The sequence below is a fragment of the Paraburkholderia sp. SG-MS1 genome (assembly GCF_012275575.1).
In the GTDB taxonomy this organism is placed as follows: Bacteria; Pseudomonadota; Gammaproteobacteria; order Burkholderiales; family Burkholderiaceae; genus Paraburkholderia.
On the sequence record NZ_NPIH01000274.1, the window covers coordinates 160596 to 173493 of the forward strand.

The window sequence follows — 12898 nt, forward strand, 5'->3', positions numbered from 1 at the left end:
TACTCGACGGCGCCCCCGCCGCCTGCGCGCCGCGCGGCCTGCTAGGCCCGCTCCAGCGCCGCCATTTCACGCACGATCACCAGCAGCATCGACAAACTCGCCCCGCCCGTGGCGCGCAGATCGGTCAGCAGGCGCGTATAGCGTTCAAGTTGAGCGGCGCGCTTGTCACGCCATGCGTGCACCAGCGCATCCGGCGTCGACGCGTCGTCCGCGCCGGCCAGCGCGCTCGTGGTCAGCGCGCGTTTGAGCCGTGCCAATTCGGCCAGCGCGGTCGCGCGCGCCAGCATGTCCCAGTGCGAGGGCGCCGGCAAGGCAGCCGCGCGCTCGCTGATCCAACCGTAGTTCAGCAGCGTGCCGAGTTCGAAGTACACGCCCGCCACCAGTTCGAGACTGCGTCCGCAGGTCGACGCCACTTCGGCAATGTCGAGCAACGCCGCCGAGATTTCGCCACTCGCGATGCGCACCGCCAGTTCGCTGTCCACGCCCGCATCGACTAGCGCGCGCTGGCGCCCGGACAGCGCTTCGAGATCGGCGGGCGGCAACAGCGCCGGCCATTGCGGCGCGAGTCGCTGCGCCGCGTCGCGGCAACGTGCGAGCAGGCCGGCCACGTCGTCATTGCCGGGCGCACCGGATTGCAGATGCCGCAAAAACCACAGCGCCGAACGCTCGACGAGCCGCGCGACTTCGACGAACATGCGCGCCTGCACGTCGTCGGCGACGCGATTGTCGAGCGCGTCGATGCTGCGCCATACGTCGTCGAGATCGAACACGTCGCGCGCCATGATGCACGCGCGCACGATGTCACCCGGCCGCGCATCGGTCTCTTCCATCAGCCGATGCACGAACTCGCAGCCGACCCGGTTCACCAATGCGTTGGTCAGGTGCGTCGCGAGAATTTCGCGGCGCAACGGGTGACGCTGCATCGGCACGCTGAAACGCTGCCGCAGTGGTTTCGGGAAGTATTCGACGAGCATGTCGCTCACGAGCGGATCTTCCGGCATCGACGAGTCGAGCAACGCGTCGTACAGCCACATCTTGCTGTACGCGAGCAGCACCGCGCGCTCGGGGGTGGTGAGCCCCTGTTTGGCGGCGGCCCGTTCGGCGACTTCGTCATCGGTCGGCAGAAATTCGATCACACGATTCAGGCGCCCCGCGCGTTCGAGGTAACGCATCAGCCGCGCTTCGGCATCGAGCAGTTCGACACCGTAGCGTCCCGCGATCGACAATGCCTGGGTCTGATAGTAGTTGTCCTGCAAAACGAGCAGGCCGACTTCGTCGGTCATTTCGGCGAGCAGTGCATTGCGCTGTTTCCCGGTCATCTCGCCATCGGCCACCACGAGGCCCAGCAGAATCTTGATGTTGACCTCATGGTCCGAGCAGTCCACGCCAGCGGAATTGTCGATTGCATCGGTATTGAGGCGGCCGCCGCGCTGCGCGAATTCGATGCGCCCGAGTTGGGTCAGACCAAGATTGCCGCCTTCGGCCACCACCTTGCAGTGCAGATCGGCACCGTTCACGCGGATCGCGTCGTTCGCGCGGTCGCCTACCTGCAGATGCGTTTCGCGGCTCGCCTTCACATAGGTGCCGATGCCGCCGTTATAAAGCAGATCGACCGGCGCCTGCAAAATCGCGCGCATCAGTTCGGCGGGCGCAAGCGCCGGCGCGCTGATGCCGAGCACCGACTGCACCGCCGGCGACAGCGGGATCGTCTTGGCGCTGCGCGCAAACACGCCACCACCCGCGGAGATCAGCGATGGGTCGTAATCGGCCCAGCTCGAACGGTCGAGCATGAAGAGCCGCCCGCGTTCGGCGATGCTCGCCGCGGGGTCGGGATTCGGGTCGAGAAAGATATGCCGGTGATCGAACGCGGCCACCAGTTTGATATGCGGAGACAACAGCATGCCGTTGCCGAACACGTCGCCCGACATATCGCCGACGCCTACTACCGTAAAGTCCATTGTCTGCGTATCCACGCCCATTTCGCGGAAGTGTCTCTTGACCGACTCCCATGCGCCGCGCGCCGTGATCGCCATTTTCTTGTGGTCGTAGCCGACCGAGCCGCCCGACGCAAACGCGTCGTCGAGCCAGAAGCCGTACTCCTGCGAGATCGCGTTCGCGTAGTCGGAGAAGGTGGCCGTGCCCTTGTCGGCGGCGACGACCAGATAGGGATCGTCGGAATCGTGGCGCACCACGTCGGGTGGCGGCACCACGTCCGTGCCCGCGAGGTTGTCGGTCAGATCGAGCAGGCCGCGCAAAAAGGTCTGATAACACGCGACGCCCTCGCGCATCCACGCATCGCGCTCGCTCTGCGGCGGTGGATTCTTCACGACGAAGCCGCCCTTCGAGCCGACCGGCACGATCACCACGTTCTTCACCATCTGCGCCTTCATCAGGCCGAGCACTTCCGTGCGGAAATCCTCACGCCGATCCGACCAGCGCAAACCGCCGCGCGCCACGCGGCCGCCGCGCAGGTGCACCCCCTCCACTCGCGGCGAATACACCCAGATCTCGAACATCGGTTTCGGCTCGGGCAAACCGGGTACTTGGGCGGGATCGAATTTGAAGGACAGATAGGGTTTGGGGCGTCCATCGCCGTCGAAGCGATAGTAGTTCGTGCGCCTCGTCGCCCTAATGACGCCGAGAAACTGGCGCAGTATGCGGTCCTCGTCGAGATTGGGCACCTGGTCGAGCGCGCTGTCGATCGTGCGCAGCCAGCCGTCGACGCGCGCCTCGCGCGTGTCACCCAACACCGGATTGAAGCGCGCGATGAACAGTTCGACCAGCATCCGCGCAATGGCCGGATTGCCGGTCACCGCACGCTCGATATACGCGTCGCTGAACGTCGAGCCGACCTGGCGCAGGTACTTCGCATACGCGCGCAGAATCGTCACCTCGCGCGCATTCAACTGTGCGCGCAGCACGAGACGATTGAAGTCGTCACTTTCGATCGCGCCGGTCCACACGCGCTCGAACGCCTCTTCGAACAGGTCCTTCACACGTTCGATATCGAACTCCGCATCGTCGGCGAGTTCGAGGCCGAAGTCGTGAATCCACGCGGGTGTGGCGCCCACCGCCTCGATCAGATAAGGCCGTTCTTCATTGACCCGCACGCCCAGATGTTCGAGCATCGGCAAGCTGCGCGACAGCGCGATCGGCTGCCCCGCGCGATACACCTTGAAGCGGAATGCGCGAGGGCCTGCTTCGATCGGGCGATACAGGTTCATCGCGAGCCGCTCGGTGCCCTGCACGCGTTCGATCAGTTCGATATCGCGCACCGCCGTGCGCGCCGGGTAATCATCGCGGTAACCGGCGGGAAACGAGTCGGCATAGTGTTGCAGCAGACGGTTGCCCTGCTCTTCCCCGTACGCGTCGAGCAATGCATCCGCGAGATCGTCCTGCCAGCGGCGCGCGACCTGCACGAGTCGCGCCTCCAGTTCGCGCGTGTCGACATCGGGCATGCCGCCCGGTTTCGCATGCACGACGAAGTGAATCCGCGCGAGCGTCGACTCCGACAGCAGCGGCGTGAATTCGACGCTCTCGCCATTGAACGCGGCGGCCAGCAGATTCGCGATGCGTTGCCGCAGGTCTGTGTTGTACTTGTCGCGCGGTACGAACACGAGACAGGACACGAAGCGATCGAAGCGGTCGCGCCGCACGAACAGGCGCGTGCGCTGATGCTCCTGCAAACGCAGCACGCCGAGCGCGATCTCGTAGAGCTGGTCTTCGTCGGCCTGAAACAGTTCGTCGCGCGGATAGGTTTCGAGCACCGTCACCAGCGATTTCGCCAGATGACCTTTCGGCAGGAAACCGGCTCGTCTCACGATATTCGCGCATTTGCGCCGCACGATCGGGATCTCCGCAGCCGATACGAAATAAGCGGTGGACGTGTAAAGGCCAATGAAGCGCCGCTCGCCGGTCACCTTGCCGTCCGCGCCGGTCAGCTTGATGCCCACGTAGTCGAGATAGCCGGGCCGATGCACGGTGGCGCGCGAGTTGGCCTTGGTCAGAAAGATCGGCAACGAACTGGCGATGATCTCGGCCGCGGCCGGCGGCAACGCGGTGACTTCGGCGGCGCCGGCGGGCCGCATCGCGTCGCGCAGAATGCCGAGACCGGAGCCCGGCACTGCACGCAGTCCGTAGCCGTTGTCGATCTGCACCAGTTCGTAGTCGCGCTGGCCAAGGAAAGTGAAATGATCTGCGATCATCCATTCGAGAAACGCGCGCGCTTCGACACCTTCGGGTCCCGCCTCGCCTGCCTTCATGCCCTTGATCGTCACGCGCGCGAGTTCGACGATTTTCAGCCAGTCCTCGACCGCCGCGCGCACGTCGCGCAGCACGCCGGCGATCTCGTCGCGCAGCGCGTCGAGTTTCGCGGCATCGCCGCAACGGTCCACTTCGAAGTGAATGAACGAGGTGAGATGCGAGCGCGTATCAGTGGCTTCTTCCGCGCCCTGGCTGACTCGCGCGATGCCGCCATCCGGGCCGCGCCAGAGGCGAAATACCGGATGCACGACCGAGTGCAGCGCGAGCCCCTGCCGGTTGACCGCCATCGACACCGAATCGACGAGGAACGGCATGTCGTCGTTGACGATCTCGATCACGGTGTGATCCGAGTGCCAGCCATGCTGTTCGAGAATCGGGTTATAGACACGCAGCCGTTCGGCGCCTGGCACGAAGCGCTGCGCGGTTTGCCAGTGCGCGAGCGCGGCACCGTACAGATCGGCGATCGAGCGGCTTTGCAGATCGTCGGCGTCGACGAAATCGTAGTAGTGCCGCAGAAAGGGCTCGACGATATTGAAGGTCGGCTCAGGCAGCCGCCCACGCGCAAATTCGACGACATCGTTCAGCAGGTGCGTAACGGCTTCTTCGTTCTTTGCTTGCATGATCGACTCCCCCGGCTAGCGGCTATGGCGAGTAAGGCGTGATTCACATGCATCGTCCGAAGGGGAATTATGCGCCTGCCGCCCCGAATCCGGCGACGACCGCAGTCAGGTAATACCCGCTGCCGTCGCGGATGCTGCAGTTGCAAAGCCGGCCGCTTAAAGCGCGGGTTTCGGTACGGCCCGCGTGGGCGCGTGTTCGGGCGGTTGCGCCGCGTCGAGCCATGCGCGCACCTGTTCGGCTGTCCAGGCGGGATCGTCGTGCGGCAGGTCGTGACCCGCCCACGGATGCTCGCGCCGCGGCACACCCCATGCCGCCGCGAGTTTCGCTGAGCACGCCGGGTCCACCAGTCTGTCCGCCCGAGAAGAAAGGATCAGCACTGGAGCACGCGGTGCGGCAGGGCCAGCGGTAAAGCGCGCGGCGGCCCACAACTGCCGTAGCGCATTGCCGCGGCTCACCGGCGCGCTGCGGCGAATCGCGCTCCACGCGTCGAGATCCGCGTCCAGATCGTCGACGCGATTGCAGGTCAGTCGGTGAATGCCGCGCTCGACTGCCGGCGCGTCGCTCCAGTGCGAAGCGACGCGCAGCACGCCGGGCCATGCCGACGGCCGCAACCGCTCATGCACGCGGCTGAATGGCCGCATGCTGGTATTGATCAACACGAGCCGTTCGATCTCCTCAGGATGCCGCTGCGCCCAGTCCGTCGCCACCATCCCGCCGAGCGACATCGCAAGCACGCGATACGGAGCGGGCACGCCGGCTTGCCAAGCAGCATGGCGCACGAAGCCGACCATCCGCGCGACCGAGGGCGGCGAGCGCAGGTGCGCGAATGCGCCGTTGCCGGGCAGATCGATCGGCAGCCGGCCACCGCCGACCGCATCACGCAGCGCGTCGGGCAAGCGGCCCCAGTGGCGCGTTTCGCGCGTCAGACCGCGCAGCAGAATCCACGCGCTCATACGGCGTCCGGCTTATACCAGTGGTCGATTGCGCTTTGCAGCAGTTGCTCGCGGCGATTGCCTTGCGGCAACCAGCGCTGCGACGAAAACGCCGCGCGCGCCAGAAAGTCGAGCAGGTTCGCATGACGACGCAACACGCGCGCGGTGCGATGCGCCTTGACCGGATTGAACATGCCCTGACGCGAAAACAGCTGGCGCGGGTTTTTCTTGATCCAGAGCCATGACCCGAGTTCGAGGGTCATCGGCAGGAAGATGTTGCGCGCGGGCGCGCGATCGTACGCGAAGTCCCACAGATCGCCATGCAGCAGGTACTGATGACTCTGGGGTTCGAATGCATAGCCGTGATGCGGATGCGCACGCTCGAACATCGTTTTCAACACGTACATCTCCGGTAAATGCGGCATCGACTTGCGGGTTCGCGCGTACGGAAACCAGATGCTGTCGCTCCAGCCGTAACCCGAGTGGCAATCGAGCGCGAAGCTCAAAGGCCGCGCTGCCAGTTGCATTTCGACGACATGCAGCAGCGCGGCGGCTTCCGGCTCCATCGGCTCGCCGTCGCGGCCGCGATACCACGGCAGCCATGGGCCGAGCCGTTGCCCCCCAGCGAGCGGCGGCACGCGGGCGTCAGCGTTCTGCGGCGCGTTGCGCATCAGGTCGACGCCGTTTGGATTGGCGCGGGTGGCGGACCACATGCCGCCGGGGTTGACGATCGGCATGAAGATCAGACGGATCGACTGCAACTGGCGTACAAGCAACTCGTCCCATTCGAGCCGCGCAAGCAGTGCGCGCATGTAGTCGAGTACGAGTTGCGAGCCGATCCGCTCGAGTCCGTGAATGCCGCCGAAAAAGCCGATGGCGGGCGCCAGCGGATCGGTCGAACCGATGCTCGCGGTGTGAACGGCGAATCGCCGGCCACGCACCGTGGTCTCGCAGACCGTGCCGATTTCGAAGCTCGCGCTGCCGTGCTCGAGGATCGACTTGAGGTCGTCGTATTCCGCGAAACTGTCGGGAAGGAGGCTATACATGGCGCGATCGACAGCTTGCGCAGAGAACGCCTGCGCCTCGTGCGGCATGGCTTTCAGCCCGGTCATGCCTGTCCAGCCCGGTTCCTGGCATCGATATCTCCCTGTGCTCGCTGGCGTGCGCGGCGCGAGAGGCATCGTATCAAATCTGGAGCATCGAAGACGCCGGCAGGCCGGCCGGACCACGACCCGAATTGCCTCCCCGATCACAGCTTCGACAAGTACTTGCCTGATAGCGCGATTACGCTCGCGAGTGAATGGGGCGATATAACGCCCGATAGCTTCGCTTCGTGTGATCTTGTTTTCGTCTGTACAGCGCAGCAATAGGTTGCGACGCTTTGGCGAGGCTTTGGGTGCCGCCACCGAATCGCTTAACGACTCACCGCATCCCGGTTCGTCGATTCGGTTCAGGCGATCCGAATTCACATCCCGAAGCCGGCGACATGCCGACCTACGCTAACCCAACAACAACAAGGCATCCGCGAGCGAGAGTACCGTCGTGCGCGAATCGAACGCCGTAGCAAAAAGATGCTCGTGCACGACCTGATCCGGGTCGTAGCAACAATCCTTGACCGTGAACAGACGGAAGTCCGCATCGCTCGCGTACGCAACCGACGAAAGCACGACACCGGTCGACGCAATGCCCACCATGAGCAGCGTATCAATACCTTGCGCGGAAAGCCGAACCTGCAAATCGGTGCCAAAAAACACGCTCGCACGATGCGCAATGATGACCGGTTCGGTGGCCTGCGGGCCGAGTTCCGGCGAGATCTGGTCGTCGACGAATAGACCCAGTTGCTTGATCCCCTGCCCATTCCTGTTCAACGGACTGACTTCCGGATAGCCCGGACTAAAGTGGATCCTGGCGAAATAGACGCTGACACTTTTAGCCCGCGCAGCATCACATAGCTTGCGCGTATTGGCTAGCAGCGTGGGCGCGACCGAGGGAAATAACCCGAGGATATCGGTCTGATAATGCATGACCACGAGAGCGGTTCTGGCTGGAACGATCGCTGGAATCTGCATGTTCACGCTATGCGTGGCGACATAAGGGCACGCGGCAATGAAAGACGTTCGACTCTACCACGGCCACCATTCAGCATTGCACGACATCCAATGAAACCGACAGCACGCGAAGAACGGCCTGCAGAATGATGGGCTCCCCTGCGGAAAGCCGACATCTTGTCGGTCAGGGAGCCCTTCCCGAATGTTGAGGAATTTCCGGTTGGTTGCCGTCCAGCCGATTACGTTCAGTTGTGAATTGAACGAATTCGGCCTTGAACCGTGAAGGCTCATCAAGCGTCCCGGCATAGATGGTCACGATTTCTGGTGCGTGATGCGGTGTTCCAAATAACAGGCTGCCACAGTGAGCGCAAAAATTTCGCGTTGTCGGCATCCCGCTGCCGCCGACCATCGTATAAGACTTAATCTCGCCTTTGAATGAGAAATCTGCGGCTCTCACTACAACGACAGGCAACCCCGCCGAGCCCGAAGCGCGCTGACAATCCCGGCAGTGACAGATGAGCTGTGCAAGTGAGGCGCCCCGAGCCTGGTATTGCACCGCGCCGCAAAGGCAGCATCCCGTCCAGGGGTTTGACATGGATCTTCTCCGGTTGAAGTGATCTTGCGTTTGTTTGGCGGGAAGATGGGATGCCATTTCTTTACATCGCGCCGATACGCGCTCCCGTGAGACGGAAAGCTACGTGATCTTGACAGAATCGACCAGCCTCGGGCATGCCAGCCCGCTGACATGCGGTGCGACAGGTCACACTCAAGGACGAAGCTAATGATTGATGCCGAGCGCAAGCACAGTGGGCAAGGGTGCCCCAGCGGTCTGGCGAAGCGGCGCGGGCAGCGCGGTGCCAAACATCGTCAACCCTGCCCGCCTCGCCGCAACCGCCGCCGCACTCCAATGCCAGCCGCCGGCACACGCCCGCCTCACTTAACCTCACGCCATAAATCGCCGCGTTTTTCCACACAAAGCCCCTTCGCTTTAGTCGTCCACTCCTGCATTCCGGCGTTCTGCTGGAATAATCACGGGCTTGCGGCCGGCCTCCCGGCCTTTCTTCCCCCTTCCCTGGTAGTCGATGGAACCCTTTGTCGTCCTGCTGGTGCTGTTCTCCGCGCTGCTTCACGCCACCTGGAACGCGTTTCTGCATCTCTCCGAAGACCGCATCTCGCTGCTCGGCATGATGGCGATACCGTACGTGGTCATCAGCGCGATCGGCGTGATCGTGCTGCCGATGCCCGCACCGGCCGCGTGGCCCTACATCTGCGCGTCGGTAGTGCTGGAGTGCGGCTATCTGCTCGCGCTGATCCGCGCGTACCGAAGCGGCGACTTCGGCCAGATCTATCCGATTGCGCGCGGCCTGTCGCCGATGCTCGTGTTCGTCGGCGCGCTGGTGTTCGCCCACGAGGCGCTCAAGCCGCTGGCCGCGATCGGGGTGGCGCTGGTGTCGCTCGGCATCGTCTCGCTGGCGTTTCGCCGCGGCATGCGCTTTTCCGGCGAGAGCGTGCCGTTCGCGCTGCTGACCGGACTCTTCATCTCCACGTATTCGGTGGTCGACGGCATCGGTGCGCGCGTGGCGGGCAACGGCCTGAGTTACATCATGTGGGTCTATCTGCTTTGGAACATCCCGCAGTTTCTGCTCGCCTGGCATTGGCGAGGCGGCGCCAAAGGACTGTTCATCGGCCGGACGGTGGTGCTCAAGGGCATCACGGCGGGCGTGCTCGCGCTGGCCGCGTATTGCCTGATCATCGAGGCTTACCGCTATCTGCCGATCGCAATGGTCTCGGCGCTGCGCGAGTTGAGTTCGATCTTCGCGGTGCTGATCGGCTGGCTCTTCATGCGCGAGAAGCTGACCGCGCGGCGCATCGTGGCATGCGCACTGGTGACGCTCGGCGCTGTGTTGATCCGGATATGACGGGTGCCGGCGCGGCGGTGCGTGGCGCGAGGCGTGGCGCGAGGCGTGGCGATGAGACTGCGTTGAAGGCGCATGAATGACTTGACGAAGGCGCTTTACGTGACGCGTTAAAGGAGACGTGCGAAGTTGTGCCCCTCTCGGCCCACCCGCGCCCTCACGCAAACTGCGGCAGTGCTGCGTCGATCGCCCCGGCAAGCGTGTCGAAGGCCGGCGCGATCTCTTCATCCGGCACGCACGCGTAGCCGATCAGCAACCCCGAAGGCGCCAGCGACGGCTGCGCGTAATACCCCGACAACGGCCGAACGATGATATTGCGCGCCAACGCAGCGGCCGCCACTCGGCGATCATCGCTGCCATCGGGCAACTGCATCACCAGATGCAGACCGGCGTCGCCTCCCACCGCCGGCAACGCATCGCCATAACGTCGCGACGCGGCGTCGAGCAACGTCTGCCGGCGCTGTCCGTACAGCGTGCGCATCTTGCGGATATGCGACGTGAAATGCCCCTCGGCGATGAACTCCGCGAGCATCGCCTGTTGCAGCAACTGGCCCTCGCGATACAACTCCGCGCTCGCCGTAGCGAAGCTCTCCGCCAGCGCTTCCGGCACGACCAGATAGCCGATGCGCAACCCCGGAAACAGCGTCTTGCCGAAGCTGCCCACATAGATCACCTGACCCGACGTATCCAGCCCTTGCAGCGATGCAAGCGGCCGGCTGCCATAACGGAACTCGCTGTCGTAATCGTCCTCGATGATCCAGCATTGATGCTGCCGCGCATATTCGAGCAACATGCGGCGCCGCGCGAGGCTCATCACCATGCCGAGCGGATACTGATGCGACGGCGTGACGAGCATCAGCTTGGGCGGCTGCGCGAGATCGTCGGCGCAAGGCGCGATGCCTTCGACGTCGACGGCGATCGGCCGCGACTCCAGGCCGGACACGTGCAGCACGCTGCGCACGCCCCAGTAACACGGGTCTTCGGTCCAGATCACGTCGCCCGGATCGGATAGCAGACGCACGGCGAGATCGACCGATTGATGAATCCCGGTCGTGATGATGATCTGCTCAGGCGTGCAACGCACCGAGCGCGCGGTGCGCAGATAGTCGGCCAGCGCGTGACGCAGCGCGGGCAGCCCGCCGCCCGGCGCGTAAGTGAGCAGGTCCGGGCGTAGCCTGCGCCAATACTTGTTGTGCAGACGGCTCCACGCGCGCGCCGGAAACTTCGTGACATCCGGCACGCCCGGCATGAAGGCGCCCCACTGACGCTTCGACACGCCCGCGCCCGCGATCAGCCGCGCGCCCCGCGTGGACAACGCGCGCGTCGCGGGCTGCGGCAATGGCGACGCAGCCGCCGCTTGCGTCGAAGCCGTCCCGCGCGCCTGCGCCGGATCGGCTTCGGGCGCGCCGACGATCTCGTCCGGCGCGCTGTCGGCGACGAACGTGCCGCGCCCGGTCGCCGAATTCACATAGCCTTCGAGCACCAGTTGCTCGTACACCTGCGTCACCGTATTGCGCCCGATGCCCAGTTCCTGCGCGAGCAGCCGCGAGGACGGCACCTTGCTGCCCGCCGGCAATTCGCGCGACAGGATCGCCTGCTGCAACAGCCGGTGCAACTGGCGATAGATCGGCTGTCCGTTGCCCCGGTCCAGCCGCTGCGCCAGCCAGTCCGACAACACGCTCGTGCGCATGATTGGCTCCTACATTTTTATTGAAATGGCTCTGAAGTTAAGGGCCAAATCTCATTATAGTCGCTGCATGTGCCGCGCCGTGGGCGCGGCGTCCGCGAACAAGCCGGGAGCGAAGGAGATGACCGTGAAGAATGCCGAACTGAAGAGCCGAAAGGATGCCGCCACGCCGCGCGGTGTCGGCGTGATGTGCGATTTCTACGCCGAGCGCGCCGAGAACGCCGAACTGTGGGACATCGAGGGCCGCCGCTTCATCGACTTCGCCGCAGGCATCGCGGTGTGCAACACCGGCCATCGTCATCCGAAGATCGTCGCCGCGATTCGCGACCAGCTCGATCATTTCACGCACACCGCGTATCAGATCGTGCCGTACGCGTCGTATGTCGAGCTGGCCGAGAAAATCAATCAGCGCGCGCCGGGCGACTATCCGAAGAAAACCGCCTTCTTCACGACCGGCGCCGAAGCCGTCGAAAACGCGATCAAGATCGCCCGCGCCGCCACCGGACGTCCGGGTGTGATCGCCTTCACCGGCGCGTTCCATGGTCGCACGCTAATGGGCATGGCCTTGACCGGCAAGGTCGCGCCGTACAAGAGCGGCTTCGGGCCGTTCCCATCGGACGTGTATCACGCGCCGTTCCCGAATCCGCTGCACGGTGTGAGCACCGCCGACTCGCTGAAGGCCATCGAATTCCTGTTCAAGGCCGACATCGATCCGAAGCGCGTGGCCGCGATCATCTTCGAACCGGTGCAAGGCGAAGGCGGTTTCTATCCCGCGCCGGTCGAGTTCGTGCGCGCGTTGCGCAAGCTGTGCAACGAGCACGGCATCCTGCTGATCGCCGATGAAGTGCAGACCGGTTTCGCCCGCACCGGCAAGCTGTTCGCCATGCATCACTACGACGTGGTGCCCGACCTGATGACGATGGCCAAGAGCCTCGCGGGCGGCATGCCGCTGTCGGGCGTGGTCGGCCGCGCCGACGTGATGGACGCGGCCGCGCCGGGCGGCCTCGGCGGCACCTACGCGGGCAATCCGCTCGCGCTGGCGGCGGCGCACGCGGTGCTCGACATCATCGACGAAGAGCGGCTGTGCGAGCGCGCCACGGTGCTCGGCGAACGCGTCAAGGCCAAGCTGAACGCGCTGCAACGCGACGTGCCGCAGATCGCCGACGTGCGCGGGCCGGGCGCGATGGTGGCGGTCGAGTTCTGCAAGCCGGGCGGCGCCGAGCCGGACGCGGACTTCACGAAGCGCGTGCAGGCGCGCGCGCTCGAACGCGGGTTGCTGCTGCTGGTGTGCGGCGTCTACTCGAACGTGGTGCGCTTCCTGTTCCCGCTGACGATTCAGGACACCGTGTTCGACGAAGCCATGGCGATTCTCGAAGACGTGTTGAAGGAAAGCGTGGCGGTGGCGGTTTAACGGCGACCTTAAGGCCTGTT

8 protein-coding genes are annotated in these 12898 nt (G+C 64.4%); 2 read left to right on the forward strand and 6 right to left on the reverse strand.

Annotated elements, in window-relative coordinates:
• Positions 1 to 41: 41 nt before the first annotated feature.
• The 5 genes from CIC12_RS28320 to CIC12_RS28340 form a co-directional block, all read right to left on the reverse strand.
• Positions 42 to 4883, reverse strand: coding sequence for an NAD-glutamate dehydrogenase (locus CIC12_RS28320; RefSeq protein ID WP_168669129.1), 4842 nt, complete (start codon positions 4881 to 4883; stop codon positions 42 to 44).
• A 156-nt stretch (positions 4884 to 5039) separates the two neighbouring features.
• Positions 5040 to 5837, reverse strand: a complete 798-nt coding sequence (locus CIC12_RS28325; protein ID WP_168669131.1) for an alpha/beta fold hydrolase — start codon at positions 5835 to 5837, stop codon at positions 5040 to 5042.
• Entirely contained in the window at positions 5834 to 6862 is a 1029-nt protein-coding gene (locus CIC12_RS28330) for a M14 family zinc carboxypeptidase (RefSeq protein WP_168669242.1), read from the reverse strand. The genes CIC12_RS28325 and CIC12_RS28330 overlap by 4 nt, the downstream gene beginning before the upstream one ends.
• A gap of 453 nt (positions 6863 to 7315) precedes the next feature.
• On the reverse strand, positions 7316 to 7885 hold the full coding sequence (locus CIC12_RS28335) for an isochorismatase family cysteine hydrolase (RefSeq protein WP_168669243.1): 570 nt from the start codon (positions 7883 to 7885) through the stop codon (positions 7316 to 7318).
• Positions 7886 to 8048: 163 nt separating this feature from the next.
• Positions 8049 to 8459: a GFA family protein gene (locus tag CIC12_RS28340; RefSeq protein ID WP_168669133.1), complete on the reverse strand. Its 411-nt coding sequence runs from the start codon at positions 8457 to 8459 to the stop codon at positions 8049 to 8051.
• Between the two features lie 487 nt (positions 8460 to 8946).
• On the opposite strand from CIC12_RS28340, the gene CIC12_RS28345 reads away from it, so the two are divergent.
• Complete coding sequence (locus CIC12_RS28345) at positions 8947 to 9783, forward strand: EamA family transporter (RefSeq protein ID WP_168669134.1); 837 nt, start codon at positions 8947 to 8949, stop codon at positions 9781 to 9783.
• Positions 9784 to 9937: 154 nt separating this feature from the next.
• Here the strand turns inward: CIC12_RS28345 and pdxR are convergent, their stop codons facing one another.
• On the reverse strand, positions 9938 to 11470 hold the full coding sequence (pdxR, locus tag CIC12_RS28350) for a MocR-like pyridoxine biosynthesis transcription factor PdxR (protein ID WP_168669136.1): 1533 nt from the start codon (positions 11468 to 11470) through the stop codon (positions 9938 to 9940).
• Between the two features lie 118 nt (positions 11471 to 11588).
• On the opposite strand from pdxR, the gene CIC12_RS28355 reads away from it, so the two are divergent.
• A complete protein-coding gene (locus CIC12_RS28355; protein ID WP_168669138.1) occupies positions 11589 to 12878 on the forward strand; it encodes a 4-aminobutyrate--2-oxoglutarate transaminase in 1290 nt (429 codons plus the stop codon).
• Positions 12879 to 12898: the final 20 nt, after the last annotated feature.